15 protein-coding genes are annotated in these 14,820 nt (G+C 70.8%); 10 read left to right on the forward strand and 5 right to left on the reverse strand.

All coding sequences use genetic code 11. The features are described 5' to 3' along the window. Positions 1-35 precede the first annotated feature (35 nt). The 9 genes from ACZ7LT_RS12915 (at position 36) to ACZ7LT_RS12955 (ending at position 8,001) form a co-directional block, all read left to right on the forward strand. Positions 36-311, forward strand: coding sequence for a YkoF family thiamine-binding protein (locus ACZ7LT_RS12915; RefSeq protein ID WP_471236048.1), 276 nt, complete (start codon positions 36-38; stop codon positions 309-311). Next, positions 308-688, forward strand: coding sequence for a helix-turn-helix domain-containing protein (locus ACZ7LT_RS12920; protein WP_471236049.1), 381 nt, complete (start codon positions 308-310; stop codon positions 686-688). Before ACZ7LT_RS12915 ends, ACZ7LT_RS12920 begins: the two co-directional genes overlap by 4 nt. Before the next feature lie 155 nt (positions 689-843). Then, on the forward strand, positions 844-1,356 hold the full coding sequence (gene uraD, locus ACZ7LT_RS12925) for a 2-oxo-4-hydroxy-4-carboxy-5-ureidoimidazoline decarboxylase (RefSeq protein WP_471236050.1): 513 nt from the start codon (positions 844-846) through the stop codon (positions 1,354-1,356). Continuing rightward, positions 1,353-1,742: a hydroxyisourate hydrolase gene (uraH, locus tag ACZ7LT_RS12930; RefSeq protein ID WP_471236051.1), complete on the forward strand. Its 390-nt coding sequence runs from the start codon at positions 1,353-1,355 to the stop codon at positions 1,740-1,742. The genes uraD and uraH overlap by 4 nt, the downstream gene beginning before the upstream one ends. A 5-nt stretch (positions 1,743-1,747) precedes the next feature. Then, positions 1,748-2,671 (forward strand): factor-independent urate hydroxylase, encoded by a 924-nt coding sequence (gene pucL / locus ACZ7LT_RS12935; RefSeq protein WP_471236052.1) that lies wholly within the window; start codon positions 1,748-1,750, stop codon positions 2,669-2,671. Positions 2,672-2,739: 68 nt separating this feature from the next. Then, positions 2,740-4,152 carry a nucleobase:cation symporter-2 family protein gene (locus tag ACZ7LT_RS12940; RefSeq protein ID WP_471236053.1) on the forward strand — a complete coding sequence of 471 codons (1,413 nt, stop codon included), beginning with the start codon at positions 2,740-2,742 and terminating at the stop codon, positions 4,150-4,152. A gap of 48 nt (positions 4,153-4,200) precedes the next feature. Further along, positions 4,201-5,589, forward strand: coding sequence for an 8-oxoguanine deaminase (locus tag ACZ7LT_RS12945; RefSeq protein ID WP_471236054.1), 1,389 nt, complete (start codon positions 4,201-4,203; stop codon positions 5,587-5,589). A 262-nt stretch (positions 5,590-5,851) separates the two neighbouring features. After that, complete coding sequence (locus tag ACZ7LT_RS12950; protein WP_471236055.1) at positions 5,852-7,273, forward strand: nucleobase:cation symporter-2 family protein; 1,422 nt, start codon at positions 5,852-5,854, stop codon at positions 7,271-7,273. Then, the gene (locus ACZ7LT_RS12955; RefSeq protein WP_471236349.1) at positions 7,270-8,001 is read left to right on the forward strand and encodes an aspartate/glutamate racemase family protein; all 732 of its coding nucleotides are present in this window, start codon (positions 7,270-7,272) and stop codon (positions 7,999-8,001) included. The genes ACZ7LT_RS12950 and ACZ7LT_RS12955 overlap by 4 nt, the downstream gene beginning before the upstream one ends. Positions 8,002-8,038: 37 nt before the next feature. Here ACZ7LT_RS12955 and ACZ7LT_RS12960 read toward each other — a convergent pair whose 3' ends face one another. Together ACZ7LT_RS12960 and ACZ7LT_RS12965 are read right to left on the reverse strand one after the other, a co-directional pair. Beyond that, positions 8,039-8,632, reverse strand: a complete 594-nt coding sequence (locus ACZ7LT_RS12960) for a TIGR03086 family metal-binding protein (protein ID WP_471236056.1) — start codon at positions 8,630-8,632, stop codon at positions 8,039-8,041. Between the two features lie 30 nt (positions 8,633-8,662). Next, a complete protein-coding gene (locus tag ACZ7LT_RS12965) occupies positions 8,663-9,280 on the reverse strand; it encodes a hypothetical protein (RefSeq protein ID WP_471236057.1) in 618 nt (205 codons plus the stop codon). Positions 9,281-9,444: 164 nt separating this feature from the next. On the opposite strand from ACZ7LT_RS12965, the gene ACZ7LT_RS12970 reads away from it, so the two are divergent. Next, on the forward strand, positions 9,445-10,413 hold the full coding sequence (locus ACZ7LT_RS12970) for a fibronectin type III domain-containing protein (protein ID WP_471236058.1): 969 nt from the start codon (positions 9,445-9,447) through the stop codon (positions 10,411-10,413). Positions 10,414-10,444: 31 nt separating this feature from the next. Here the strand turns inward: ACZ7LT_RS12970 and ACZ7LT_RS12975 are convergent, their stop codons facing one another. The 3 genes from ACZ7LT_RS12975 to aceB form a co-directional block, all read right to left on the reverse strand. Next, positions 10,445-11,629 (reverse strand): FAD-dependent monooxygenase, encoded by a 1,185-nt coding sequence (locus ACZ7LT_RS12975; protein WP_471236059.1) that lies wholly within the window; start codon positions 11,627-11,629, stop codon positions 10,445-10,447. A gap of 40 nt (positions 11,630-11,669) precedes the next feature. Beyond that, positions 11,670-12,839 (reverse strand): GDSL-type esterase/lipase family protein, encoded by a 1,170-nt coding sequence (locus tag ACZ7LT_RS12980; protein WP_471236060.1) that lies wholly within the window; start codon positions 12,837-12,839, stop codon positions 11,670-11,672. A gap of 254 nt (positions 12,840-13,093) precedes the next feature. After that, positions 13,094-14,716: a malate synthase A gene (gene aceB, locus ACZ7LT_RS12985; protein ID WP_471236061.1), complete on the reverse strand. Its 1,623-nt coding sequence runs from the start codon at positions 14,714-14,716 to the stop codon at positions 13,094-13,096. Positions 14,717-14,820 lie beyond the last annotated feature (104 nt).

Below are 14,820 nucleotides of genomic sequence, written 5' to 3' on the forward strand. Positions count from 1 at the left end.
TCCGATTTCCTCGGCGGGCGCAGTAGGTTGAGCCCGTGCGATTGAGAGTGGAGTTCACGACCGAGCCCTTCGACCTGGACGAGGCGCCGGACCATGCCCTGGTGGCCCGCGAGGTCATCCAGGCGGCCCAGCTGGACGCGGTCGACGTCGGCCCCTTCGGCAACACGGCGGAGGGTGGCGCCGACGCGGTGCTGACCGCCGTGGACCAGCTGCTTCGGCGGGCCCTGGGCGCGGGTGCCACCCGGGTGTCGCTCCAGGTGAACGTGGTCGGCGAGGCCGGCGGCGGAGCGGCCGGGGAGGGGGAGCAGTGACTGAGTCAAGAGACCACCACCCCCTGGTCATCGCGGTGAAACCGCTGGTCGACGCGATGGGCGCGGAGATACTGGGCCCCGAGCAGGCGCAGGCCGACGATGTCGTGCTCGCCTGGGAGGGCGAGGACGTCCTCGCCGTACGGCTGCCGCAGCTGTCGGAGTCCCTGGACCACATCCTGGCCGCCATGGAGCGCCGCCACGGCAAGCCGCTGGCCGGTCTCGACCGCAAGGCGAAGCAGGAGATCGTCCGGAGCCTGGAGGCCCGGGGCGCCTTCTCCGTACGGCATGGCGTGGAGACGGTGGCCGGCGCCCTCGGGGTCAGCCGTTTCACCGTCTACAACTACCTGAACAGGGAAAACGCCGCCAAGGAAGGGTAGTTGATCATGAGTGCCGCTGAGCCGCCGTCCAGATGTCGGGACGGCGGCTTTTGTGTTGCCGAGTTTTCAACAAAGTGTTGACGTGGTGTTGTCGAGGGCGTTAGCTATCCGCAGCCCGTCCGACGCACAGCGAAAAACAGCCACGGAGGCTTCCCGTGACTTCAGGTTCGACTCCGGGCCTCGTCCGGTTCAACACCCTGGCGGAGAGCGACGCCGTCGCCGCGCTCCACGAGGTGTGTTCCAGCTCGGCGTGGGGGAGCAAGATTCTCGCCCAGCGCCCGTACGCCACCGCCGAAGCCCTCTTCCTCGCCAGCGACGCCGCCATGGCCGAACTGACCGCCGAGGATCTGGCCGACGCGATGGCGGGCCACCCGCCGATCGGTCGTCCGAAGGCAGGGGACCCGACCTCCTCCCGCGAGCAGAGCGGGATGGCCGGGGCCTCCGATGAGCTCAAGGCCGAAATGCTCGAACTCAACCTGGCCTACCAGGAGACGTTCGGTCATGTCTTCCTGATCTGCGCCACCGGCAAGACCGGCGAGCAGATGCGGGACGCGATCCGCGAGCGGATCGGCCACACGGCAGACCAGGAACGGGAGATCGTCCGCACCGAGCTGGGCAAGATCAACCGCATCCGGCTGACCCGTCTCGTAGAGGAAGAGAGCGCATGAGCACGGAAACCACCGCCTCGGTGTCCACGCACATCCTGGACACGAGCATCGGTCGCCCCGCCGAAGGCGTGGCCATCACTGTGTCGGCCCGCAGCGGCTTCGACGCGGAGTGGGACGTGCTCGGAGGCTCGGCCACCGACGCGGACGGACGCTGCAAGGACCTGCCGGCCCTGCCGGAGGGCACCACCCACGTACGCCTCGACTTCGAGACCGAGGCGTACTTTTCGAAGAAGCAAGCCGAGGCGCAGCAGGACGCCCCCCGCGTAAGGGACAGCGGTGCGTTCTTCCCGGAGGTGGCGATCACGTTCGCCGTCAAGCCGGGCGAGCACTATCACGTACCGCTGCTGCTCAACCCGTTCGGCTACTCCGTTTACCGAGGGAGCTAGCAGACATGCCCACGATTCTCGGCCAGAACCAGTACGGCAAAGCAGAGAACCGCGTCGTCAAGATCACGCGGGACGGCGACACCCACCACATCAAGGACCTGAACGTCTCGGTCGCCCTCTCCGGCGACATGTCGGACGTCCACCTCTCGGGTTCGAACGCCAACTGCCTTCCGACCGACACCACCAAGAACACGGTGTACGCGTTCGCCAAGGAGTACGGCATCGAGTCCGCCGAGCAGTTCGGCATCCACCTCGCCCGTCACTTCGTGACGAGCCAGGAGCCGATCCACCGGGCGCGCATCCGCATCGAGGAGTACGCCTGGGAGCGCATCGAGACCTCCGAGGCCAACTCGAAGTTCATCGGCTCCGACGAGGTCAAGCACTCCTTCGTCCGCAAGGGCCAGGAGACCCGCGTCTCGCAGATCACCTACGACGGCGAGAAGTGGGAGGTCATCTCAGGCCTCAAGGACCTCATCGTCATGAACTCCACCAACTCGGAGTTCTGGGGCTACGTCAAGGACAAGTACACCACCCTGCAGGAGGCGTACGACCGCATCCTCGCGACCCAGGTGTCCGGCCGCTGGCGCTTCAACTGGACCGACGACGAGCAGCGCATGCCCAACTGGGAGCGCTCGTACGCCCAGGTCAAGCGGCACATGCTGGAGGCCTTCGCGGAGACGTACTCCCTCTCCCTGCAGCAGACCCTGTACCAGATGGGCTCGCGCATCATCAACCACCGTTCGGAGATCGACGAGGTCCGCTTCTCGCTCCCGAACAAGCACCACTTCCTGGTGGACCTGGAGCCGTTCGGTCTGAAGAACGACAACGAGGTCTACTTCGCGGCGGACCGTCCTTACGGTCTGATCGAGGCCACCATCCTCCGGGACGGTGCCGAACCGCAGATCCCGGTCGACATGACCAACCTCTGACGCGGGACTGAGTACGTCCCCGCCCGCCCGCAGTCGGGCGGGGACGTACCAGACCGGAGGGAACATCCATGGCAACGCCTGCAACGCCCGCATCGGGGCCGGCACCCGAAGGCCCGTGCTCCTCCCCACCGGTGAGCCCGGTGGACGTCCACCCCGTGGACGAGAAGCTGCCTGCCTCGCGGCTCATCCCCGCCGCGCTCCAGCACATCGCCGCCATGTACGCCGGCGTGGTCACCCCTCCGCTCATCATCGGACAGGCCGTGGGCCTCGACGCGGCCGGTACGACCCGGCTCATCGCGGCCGGCCTGCTCATCGCCGGACTCGCCACACTCCTGCAGACCCTCGGTGCCGCGGGATTCGCCGGCAACCGGCTCCCGTTCGTCAACGCCGCCTCCTCCGCCGGAATCGCGCCGATGCTCGCCATCGCCGAGATCAGCGCCCCCGGACACCAACTGCCCGCCATCTACGGGGCGGTGATGGTCGCCGGAGTCTTCTGCCTCGCCGTCGGCCCCTTCTTCGGCCGCCTCCTGCGGTTCTTCCCGCCCCTCGTCACCGGCGTCGTGATCACCCTCATCGGGGTGACCCTGATGCCCGTGCCCGTCGGCTGGGCCCAGGGCGGCAACAAGGAAGCCGCCGACTTCGGAGCCATGAAATACCTGGCCCTGGCCGGCTTCACGCTCGTGGTGATCCTCCTCTTCCAGCGGTTCGGCAAGGGCTTCGTCAAGCAGATCGCCCTGCTGCTCGGGCTGTTCATCGGCACCCTCGCCGCGATCCCGTTCGGCATGGCGGACTTCAGTGCCATGCGTGCGGCGCCCACCGCGGCGCTCCCGGCCCCCTTCGCCTTCGGCGCCCCCGAGTTCCAGCCCGCGGCGATCCTCTCGCTCTGCATCGTCATGCTCGTCCTGATGACCGAGTCCAGCGCCGGCATGCTCGCCCTCGGCGAGATCTGCGAACGCCGCACCGACGGCCGGACCATCACCCGGGGCCTGCGCACCGACGGCATCGCCACCCTCCTCGGCCCCGTCTTCGGCGGGTTCCCGACCAGCGCCTTCGCCCAGAACGTCGGCGTCGTCAGCCTCACCCGGGTGCGCAGCCGGTACGTCGTCGCCGCCGCGGGCGCGGCCCTGCTCGTCCTCGGCGCCTTCCCCGTCCTCGGCGCGGTCGTCTCGACGGTCCCGATGCCCGTCCTCGGCGGCGCCGGTATCGTCCTCTTCGGCTCGATCGCGGTCAGCGGCATCCGTACACTCTCGGAAGCCGGACTCGACGACAGCTCCAACATCATCCTGGTGGCCGTCGCGCTCGGAGCGGGCATCATCCCGCTCGCCGCTCCCACCTTCTACGCCGATTTCCCGGCCTGGGCACAGACCGTGCTCGGCTCCGGCATCAGCGCCGGAGCACTCGTCGCGGTCACGCTCAACCTCTTCTTCCACCATCTCGGCACCCGGAGCCGTCACGCGGCTCCGGCACTCAAATCCTCCTAGGGTCCTGCCGTGCCCAAACCATCCCAGAGGAATGAAGGAAGCACCGCCATGGCAGCACCTTCGGCAGCCCAGCGCATCGTCATCGAGAACTGTGCGATCGCGACCGTAGACGCCAACGACACCGAGTACGCCTCCGGCTACATCGTCGTCGCCGACAACAAGATCGAGTCCATCGGCGCCGGCAAGGCCCCCGAGGGCCTCGAGAACGTCGTCCGCCGGATCGACGGCACCGGCCACCTGGTCACGCCTGGTCTGATCAACACGCACCACCACTTCTACCAGTGGATCACGCGTGGTCTGGCCACCGACCACAACCTCTTCAACTGGCTGGTCGCGCTCTACCCGACGTGGTCGCGCATCGACGAGTCGATGGTCCGTGTCGCCGCGCAGGGCTCCCTCGCGATGATGGCCCGTGGCGGCGTCACCACCGCCATGGACCACCACTACGTCTTCCCGAAGGGCTCCGGCGACCTGTCCGGCGCCATCATCGGTGCCGCCCGCGACATGGGCGTCCGCTTCACCCTGGCCCGCGGCTCCATGGACCGCAGCGAGAAGGACGGCGGCCTGCCGCCGGACTTCGCCGTCGAGACGACCGAAGGTGCGCTCATCGCCACCGAGGAGACCGTCAACAAGCACCACGACGCCTCCTTCGACGCGATGACCCAGGTCGCCGTCGCCCCCTGCTCCCCCTTCTCCATCTCCACCGAGCTGCTGCGCGAGGGCGCCGCCCTCGGCCGCCGGCTCGGGGTGCGCATGCACACCCACGGCTCGGAGACCGTGGAGGAGGAGAAGTTCTGCCACGAGCTCTTCGGCATGGGCCCGACCGACTACTTCGAGTCCACCGGCTTCCTCGGCGAGGACGTGTGGATGGCCCACTGCGTCCACATGAACGACTCCGACATCGAGGCCTTCGCCCGGACGAAGACCGGTGTCGCCCACTGCCCCTCCTCCAACGCGCGCCTGGCCGCGGGCATCGCCCGCGTCCCCGACATGCTCAAGGCCGGTGTCCCGGTCGGCCTCGGCGTCGACGGCACCGCCTCCAACGAGTCCGGCGAGCTCCACACCGAGCTGCGCAACGCCCTGCTGATCAACCGCCTCGGCGCCCACCGCGAGGCCGCCCTCAACGCCCGCCAGGCCCTGCGCCTCGGTACGTTCGGCGGCGCACAGGTCCTCGGCCGTGCCGACTCCATCGGCTCCCTGGAGCCCGGCAAGCTCGCCGACTTCGTGCTCTGGAAGATCGACGGCCTCGGCCACTCCTCGATCGCCGACCCGGTCACCGCCATCGTCTTCGGCGCGGCCGCCCCGGTGACGGCCTCGTTCGTCAACGGCAAGCAGATCGTGGAGAGCAACCGGCTGCTGTTCGCGGACGAAGAGGCGATCGCCCGCGACGCGCGTGCCGAGGCCCAGCGTCTGGCGCGGATCACCGCCCAGGCCTGAACCCCAAGGTAGTCCGGTCGAGGGGGACGGCCCTCGACCGGCGGCCATGGACCCGAGCGGGGTCCGTGGCAGCCGCGCCGGGGGGTGCCCGTACGAAAAGAGGTACGGCGCCCCCCGGACGGTGACTCGTTTCCACGTACCCCGGTGGCACGAGTGGCTCTCTGTGCGACCACCGCACCCCCCACCTGCACCATGCACCACTCCGCACCACCTCCCTGACACCCGCGTCACCGCCGACGTGTACCCGACCGGAGGAACCGCCGTGGCCGCAACGCCCAGGTTTCGTAAAGCTGCAGATGCCCCAGCGGACTCGCCAGAAGGCCGGAAGCACCCGGTCGACGAGACGCTCCCGCCCCTGAAGATGTTCACCAGCGGCCTCCAGCACGTGGCCGCCATGTACGCGGGTGTGGTGGCCCCGCCGATGATCGTGGGGCCCGCCGTGGGCCTCAGTGCCAAGGACACCGCGTTCCTGATGGGGGCGAGCCTCTTCACCGCGGGCATAGCCACCCTGCTCCAGACCCTCGGCTTCTGGCGCGTCGGCGCCCGGCTGCCGTTCGTCAACGGTGTCTCCTTCGCCGGCGTGACCCCCATGGTCGCCATCGGCAAGGACCGGGGATACGACGGCATCGCCGTCATCTTCGGCGCGATCATCGTCGCCAGCGTCCTTGGATTCGTCCTCACCCCGTACTTCTCCAAACTCGTCCGCTTCTTCCCGCCCGTGGTCACCGGCACGGTCATCACCCTGATCGGTGTCTCCCTGCTCCCCGTGGCCTTCCGCTGGTCCCAGGGCGGCAACTCGGCGGCCCCGGACTACGGTTCGATGAAGAACATCGGCATGGCGGCCCTGACCTTCGTGGTCGTGCTCGCCCTGCGCCGGCTGCTGCGCGGCTTCCTCCAGCAGATCGCCATCCTGCTCGGACTCGTCGTCGGCACGCTCGTCGCCATCCCGCTGGGCATGACCAGCTTCGACGCCATGAAGGGCGCCGGTGTCGTCGGCTTCCCCACCCCCTTCCACTTCGGCGCCCCGCAGTTCGAGATCGCCGCGATCATCTCCATGTGCATCGTGATGCTCGTCTGCATGACCGAGTCGACCGCGGACATGCTCGCCCTCGGCAAGATCGTCGACCGCCCGGCCGACGAGCGGATCATCGAGGGCGGACTGCGCGCCGACACCCTCGGCAGCGCCGTCAGCCCGCTGTTCAACGGCTTCATGTGCAGTGCCTTCGCCCAGAACATCGGTCTGGTCGCGATGACCAAGGTGCGCAGCCGGTTCGTCGTGGCCGCCGGTGGCGGCATCCTCATCCTGCTCGGCCTCTGTCCGATCGCGGCCTCCGTGATCGCGCTGGTGCCGCTGCCGGTGCTCGGCGGCGCGGGCATCGTCCTGTTCGGCTCGGTCGCCGCCAGCGGCATCCAGACCCTGGCCACCGCCGCGCTGGAGAAGGGCGAGAACGCCCTGATCGTGGCCGCCGCCGTCGGCGTCGGCCTGATCCCGATCGCGGCGCCGGAGTTCTACCACGCCTTCCCCAAGGACCTGCTGGTCGTCCTCGACTCCGGCATCAGCACCGGCTGTGTCGTGGCGATCGTCCTCAACCTCGCCTTCAACCACCTCGGCAAGCGTGGCGAGGACGGCGAGGAGACGGCGGCACCGTCCGAACCATCCCCGGCGGCGGTGGCCGTCCACTGACCACACGGCGCCCCCCGGCGGCCGGTCCCCACCTCGACGGAGGCGGTGACCGGCCGGTCGTCGTTCTCGTCAACCCCAACTCCTCCCTGCCGACAACCGAGATGATGGCGGCGATCGCCCGCCGCACCCTCGGCGAGGCGTACGAGGTCCGCCCGGTGACCGTGCCGTACGGGCCCCCGATGATCGTCACCGCACCCGCGCTGGCCGCCGCCGTGCCACACGTCGTGGCGGCGGGCCTCGCCGCCCTGGCCGAGGGCTCCTGCGCGGCGATCCTGGTCGGCGCGTTCGGCGACCCTGGCGTCGAGGAACTCCGGGCGGCCGCCGACGTGCCCGTGGCCGGGCTCGCCGAATCCGCCCTCACCGAGGCGGCGGCTCAGGGCGCCCGCTTCGGCATCGCGACGACCACCCCCGGCCTCGCCGCCTCGATCGCCGCCCGGGTCGACCGGCTGGGCCTCACCGACCGCTACACCGGCCTGCGCCTCACGACCGGCGACCCCCAACTCCTCGCCGCCTCCCCGGAACTGATGCGAGAACGCCTCGCCCTGGCCGTCGAGGCGTGCATCGTCCAGGACGATGCCGACACGGTTGTCGTCGGAGGCGGCCCGCTCGGCGACGCGGCGCGGTGGCTCCAGACCCGCTTCGCGACACTGGTGGTGGCCCCCGTCCCGGCTGCCTGCCGCCGGATCGTCCGCGCCCTGAGCGCGGGGCCGCCGGCGCCGTCCGGCTGATCCGGTCCGTCCCTGGGGGATGCCCGCCCCCTCCCGCTCATCGCCCCGGCTCCCAGTCCGGGCGGCGCCCGCTGAGGCCGATCACCCGGTCCAGGAGCGGGGCGTCGTCAGGGACCGGGACCGCCGGGGCGAAGATCCCGCCGCGGTCGGGGTCGTCCGGGTCCGGGGTGAGCATGACGCGGGAGGACTCCAGCGCCGCCTGGTCCGTGATCCGGTACTCCTGGCCCGTGGCGCGGGCCAGGTCCCAGCCGTGGACGAGGAGTTCGTTGAGGGCGACCCGGCCCGCGACCGGCGCCGGGAGATCCACACCCCCCGCCTGGGTGTCGCCCTCCCAGGCCGCCGGGTCGCGCCAGGCCTCGACCAGCTCGTCGAGACGGCGTGGCAGGGCCGTCTGCCAGTCGTCCGCGAGGACCAGGGCGGCCGAGCCGGGGTCCCTGGCCGTCGTGGCGCCCAAGTCCTTGCGCGCGGCGTCGCGGAATGCCGCGCTCAGCCCGACGACATGGGCCAGCAGGTCCCGTACGGCGTAGTCGGGACAGGGCGTCGGGTCTCCCAGCCGTTCGTCGCCGACGGCCGCGGCCACCCGTGCCACCTGCTGTGCGACCGGTCCCAGATCAAGCATCTGTGTGTCCATGTATGTACAGACCTCCTGTCGCACCCGGATTCATCGCCGCTCCCCACCACTCTCGGCCCCCTCGACCCGCTCCGCGCGTCTGCGGCACTCCCCGGCCAGCTCCGGATAGGCCGCCGCGATCGCCTCGTACAGCCTGCGGCGCAGCAGCCGCTCCGCCTCCGCCCGCCCGGTGGACCCGAACAACCCGTCGAGCAGCGCCTCGTACCGGGACAGCGCGTGCATCAGATAGCTCACCTGCCACCCCACGAGCGCCCCCGGTGTCACCCCGCCCTTGTCACCCAGCGCTCTGCGGTGCCCGACCGCCCGCCGCTCCAGCTCCGGCCCCGGCAACCGCGGCACCCGGATCGGCTCTGCCCGGATCGCCGCAAGCACCGCGGCCCGGCGGCGCTCGGCCGCCACCCGCGCGGCGGGGGAGCCCCGCCCCGACGCGGTCGGTTCGCGCGGGAACTCCGGCGTCCGCTCCACCGCCTGGACCCGCGCCATCAGATACAGCCTCATGGGCGCAGGCGACCACCCGCGCGGACTGCGGCCCAGTACATCCGGCTCCCCGAGCAGGTCCCGCACCATCGCATCGGTCCAGCCGCGCCCGCGCAGCCCGGCGAGTGACACAAAGGTCGTACGGTCCGTCATGATTCCCCCAGTTGTCATCGACGGAGAGTGACGAATCCAGTGAAGCGCACCCCACTGACAACGCCGGATCGGCGGGGGAATCCAAGCCGCACCTCTTGATGTGAGCATGACCCTGGTGCTCCTATAGGTCTGGACCATTTCCGTGGAAGTGCCGAAGGCCCGAGGGAAGCGGAGGCCCGACCGTGACACGCCCCCCGGCGCCCGCCGCCCTGACCGCGATCGCCGCTGCGCTCCTCCTCATCCTCAGCGGCTGCTCGGCGGGCAAGGTGAAGGACACCGAGAAGCCGTCCACGCCCCAGGGCCTCACCGTCCAGGCCGGCAGCGCAAGCTCCGTGCACGTCATGTGGGAGGCGGCCACGGACGACACCGGCGTCACCGCCTACGAGGTCTTCCAGAAAGGGGTCAAGGTCAAGACCCTTACCGGAGGCCGCACGATGGTCGACATCGAGCGCCTCGCCCCCTCGACCGCGTACAGCTTCACCGTCCGGGCCCTCGACGCCGCCGGAAACCGGTCGCCGCAGACCGCCGCCGTCACCGTGACCACACCCGCCGCCGCCCCCGAGGACCGCACGGCGCCGTCGGCGCCCCGCGTGCTGCGCGGCACCGCGGACGGCCGGCACGCGGCGACCCTGACCTGGGCGCGGTCCACGGACGCCACCGGCGTCACCGCCTACGACATCTACCAGGAGGACTCCCGCGTCCACAGTGTCACCGGTGACATGACGACCGCCCGCGTCACAGGACTGCGTCCCGGCACGGTGTACACCTTCACCGTCCGGGCCCGGGACGCCGCCGAGAACTCCTCGCCCGACAGCAACCCCGTCGACCTCACCACCGCCGCCGCGCCGGGCGCCCCGCCCGCGACCGCGCCCACCGGGCTCACGGCGACCGCGCGCCCGGGCGAGATCGTGCTGACCTGGACACCGCCCGAGACAGGCGCGCCGGTCAAGGAGCACCAGCTCCACCTCAACGGCGCGTTCGCCACCACGATCGTCTGGGGCGCGCAGCCCCCGCCCGGCCCGGTCACCTACACCCTCACCGTCACGGACCCGCCCGGCACCCGCTACAGCGTCAAGATCCGCGCCAGACTCCCGGACGGACGCTGGGGCGACTTCTCCGCCCAGCGGACCGTCGTCGTCACGGGCCGGTGAATCAGGGTCCGGTGAATCACGGCCCGGTGAGTCACCGGCCCAGGCCCGCCCCGCCGAACGCGCCCGCGCCGTCCGCCCGTTGCCACCACGTCTCAAGGCACGCCTGGTCCATCGCCCCCCAGCTTGGGGTCTCCTGCACCAGGGTGAGGCCCAGCCGGCGCCCCAGATCCACCATCGTGCGCCCGGCGGCCGTCCGCTCCCGGCAGTAGGCGGTGAGGCCGCCGTCGCGCAGGGAGCTCTCCAGTGCCGACGCGTCCTGGAGCGCCTTGACCGCGCCCGCGCCGGTGTGCGGCCGGGCCACCGTCGCCGCGTCACCCAGCAGGACCAGGCGGCCGGTGGCGTAACGCGGCGCCGTGAAGTCGTACAGCGGCTGGATGAACAGCTCCTCGGGTGCCGTCAGCCTGATCAACTCGCCCCAGAACGGCGGCAGAAGGGTGTCCGTGACGTGGGTGAGGCGGGTGCGCAGGGGCTCGGTGACCTGTCGTGTCTGACGCTGTACGTCATGACCGGCGGGCGGGGCGGTGTAGAGCACCCAGTTCACCCGCTGCCCGCCCACGCCGTCGGGGATGCGGTACACGATCACATGGCCCCCGGCGAACACCACATAGGTGCAGTCCGTCACCGGCCACAGCTCCGCATTCGGGAGCCGGTCGGCGGGGTAGGCCCCCCGCCAGGCAAGATAGCCGCTGTAGCGGGGCCGCACATCGGGACAGGCTGCCGTACGGACCGCCGAGCGGTAGCCGTCCGCGCCGATGACGAAGTCGTATGCGTCCGACCGCGCCTGCCTGCCCGTCAGCGAGTGGACCTCCACCCCGTCCCCGGCAGGCGTGACCGCCTTCACCAGCGAGCCGGTGCGGAACTCCACGCCCTCCGGGATGCGTCGACGCAGCTCGCGCCAGAGCGGCCCCCAGTTGTACGTACGGAAGGGGAACGGCAGCCCGCCGATCTCCCGTCCGAGCGGCCCGGCCGCCGCGTCGGCCACGTACCAGCGCCGCGCGGACAGCTGCACCCACGGCATCGCCGCGTCCATGTAGCCGTGCTCCGCCAGCTCCGCGTACCGGTCGTTGTGCACCGCAAGGCCCACACCCCGGTCGGCGAGCCGCCCGGAGGTGCGCTCGTACACGGTGATCCGGTCGGCCCCACCGCGGTGAGCGGCGAGCGCGGCGGCACAGCCCGCGATGCTCCCGCCCACGATCGCGACGTCTCGTCCACGCATGGGGCCCGGATGGCAGTCGCGCCCCCGGCCCCGCGCCGCGTCAGGACAAGGTGGCCAGATACATCCCCGAGGTCCCCGCGCCCGGAGTGTTGCGGCAGGCGTGCTGCGTGGCGGACGCGGCGTGGGCCAGGGCGAGGCAGCGGCCCAGGGCGAGCTGGCCGAAGTGGTTCGGGTGCATCGACTCCTGCACCGGGCCCTGCGTCCCGTCGCTGTCGATCCAGCGCACCCACTCGCTCGTCGCGGCCGACGCGGGCCTCGTGGCCGTGACCTGCCGGCTCGCCGAGGCACACACCTCACGCCCCTGGAAGGCGCCCCGCAGATCAAGGAAGGCCGTCCCCTTGGCCGTGGCGACGGCCCTGAGCCGGTCGGCGAGCTGTGGGACGAGCTTGTCGCGCGCCCAGTCGGAGTCGCCGTCCCAGAAGGGGCAGCCGCCGGTGCTCACCCGGTCCCAGCCGCTCTCGGAGTAGCGGTTCTCGGCGCCGCGGGGGAGGGGCGAGGGATAGGACTGGAGCACGATCCGGTACGAGGACGGGGCCTGCCCGGCGGCGGACATCACCGCGCGGATCTCGTCGACGGCCTTGCCGACACCCGCCATGGCCGGCCCGATCTTGGCGTCGACGACGGGCTGCTGGTCGTCGTGGCAGTACGAGTACCAGATGATGTAGTCCTTCGCGCAGGCCGTGATGATCTCGGTGAACCCGAGGTCGTTGCCGCCGACGGAGAGGGCGATCAGCTCGATGTCGTGCGTCGCGGCGACCGCGGCGAGCCGGTCGGCCTGCGGCGCCTCCCCGCGGTAGGCCCTGCCGCCCTGCGCGGCGCGGAAGACGTTCTCCGTACGCGCCCCCGAGCAGGCCAGGTTGACCATGACGTCGGCGCGCCCCGCGAGTGAGGAGACCGGCGCGGAGTCCGAGCGGTGGCATCCGCTGACCGAGGTGTCACCGTACACACGCGTCGGGTCGTATCCCGCCCCCGTCCAGGCCCGGTCCGTGCCGTCCCGGCTGCCGCTGTCGGTGAGGCTGTTGCCCTGCCAGCGTCCGGCCTCGCCGGAGATGAAGCTGTCACCCATCGTGACGACGGCCGTGGGGAGGGCGGTGGACTGTGTGGCTGTGTCGGATGCGGCCGAGGCGGCGGAGGTGGCCGAAACGATGAGCGGGAGTGCGAGAGCGGCGGCGAGCCACCGGGACATGCGTCTGGTGCGGAATCCGGGCATGGCTGTGCTCCTGCGCGAATGCATGGGGGCATGCGAGGGTGGGGGACAGCCGCCGGCGCCGGTGGCATGGCGGAATCTGACACGTGCCGGCTTGTTACCGCTAGGTAGCGGAAGATTTCGTTTTCATCACGCCGCCCGTCCGTTCGGTCGGCGTAGTCGCGCGACGCAGGGGAGAGACAGCTCCGCCCCCTGGCGCTGTGCGCGCGCCAGGGGGCGGAGAATGCCGGACGAACTACCGCTCGGCTGCTGTGCGTTCAGCCGACCAGCTGTTCGTAGGCCGGGAGGGTGAGGAAGTCCTCGTAGTTCTCGTCGAGGGCGACCTTCAGGAGGAGGTCGTGGGCCTGCTGCCAGTTGCCCTGGCCGAAGGCCTCGTCGCCGATCTCCTCGCGGATCGCGGCCAGCTCCTGCGCCGCGACCTCGCGGGCCAGCTCGGGGGTGGCGCGCTTGCCGTTCTCGAAGACCACGCCCGCGTTGATCCACTGCCAGATCTGGGAGCGGGAGATCTCGGCGGTGGCCGCGTCCTCCATCAGGTTGAAGATCGCCACCGCGCCGAGGCCGCGGAGCCAGGCCTCGATGTAGCGGATGCCGACCTGGACCGCGTTGCGCAGGCCGTCGTACGTCGGCCTGGCGTCGAGGGAGTCGATGGCGATCAGGTCACCGGGGGCGACGGACACGTCCTCGCGCAGCCGGTCCTTCTGGTTGGGCTTGTCGCCGAGGACCGCGTCGAAGGAGGCCATCGCGATCGGCACCAGGTCGGGGTGGGCGACCCAGGAGCCGTCGAAGCCGTCGTTCGCCTCGCGGTCCTTGTCGGCCTTGACCTTCTCGAAGGCGACCTTGTTGACCTCGGCGTCCTTGCGGGACGGGATGAAGGCCGCCATGCCGCCGATCGCGTGCGCGCCGCGCTTGTGGCACGTACGGACGAGGAGTTCGGTGTACGCGCGCATGAACGGGGCCGTCATCGTCACCGCGTTGCGGTCCGGGAGGACGAACTTGGCGCCGCCGTCACGGAAGTTCTTGACGATCGAGAAGAGGTAGTCCCAGCGGCCGGCGTTGAGGCCCGCGGCGTGGTCCTTCAGCTCGAAGAGGATCTCTTCCATCTCGTACGCGGCCGTGATCGTCTCGATCAGGACGGTCGCGCGGACGGTGCCCTGCGGGATGCCGACGTAGTCCTGCGCGAAGACGAAGATGTCGTTCCAGAGGCGCGCCTCCAGGTGCGACTCCGTCTTCGGGAGGTAGAAGTACGGGCCCTTGCCCAGGTCGATCAGGCGCTGGGCGTTGTGGAAGAAGTAGAGGCCGAAGTCGACCAGCGCGCCGGGGACCGGGCGGCCGTCGAAGCGCAGGTGGCGCTCTTCGAGGTGCCAGCCGCGCGGGCGCATCACGACCGTGGCGAGCTCCTCGGCCGGCTTCAGGGCGTACGACTTGCCGGTGCGGGCGTCCGTGAAGTCGATCTTCCGCTCGTAGGCGTCGATCAGGTTGAGCTGGCCGAGGACGACGTTCTCCCAGGTGGGGGCGGAGGCGTCCTCGAAGTCGGCGAGCCAGACCTTGGCGCCCGAGTTCAGGGCGTTGATGGTCATCTTGCGGTCGGTCGGGCCGGTGATCTCGACCCGGCGGTCGTTCAGGGCCGCCGGGGCCGGCGCGACCTTCCAGCTGTCGTCCTCGCGGAGCTGTGCGGTCTCCGGGAGGAAGTCGAGCGTGGAGGTGCGGGCGATCTCGGCGCGGCGCTCGGCCCGGCGGGCGAGCAGCTCGTCCCGGCGCGGGGTGAACCGCCGGTGCAGCTCGGCCACGAAGGCCAGGGCCTCGTCGGTGAGCACTTCCTCCTGGCGGGGGAGCGGCTCTGCATCGACGACGGCCAACGGGGACGGCGCTGGTGCGGACATGAACTGTCACTTCCTTCAGCGGACTTCACGGGCGGTGCTGGGTCGTGCTCCGCGGCCGCCGAGCGTCGTCAGACGGCACGCAGTGCCGCGGGCGCCGAGATACG

This window comes from Streptomyces sp. NPDC039465 (assembly GCF_055639315.1).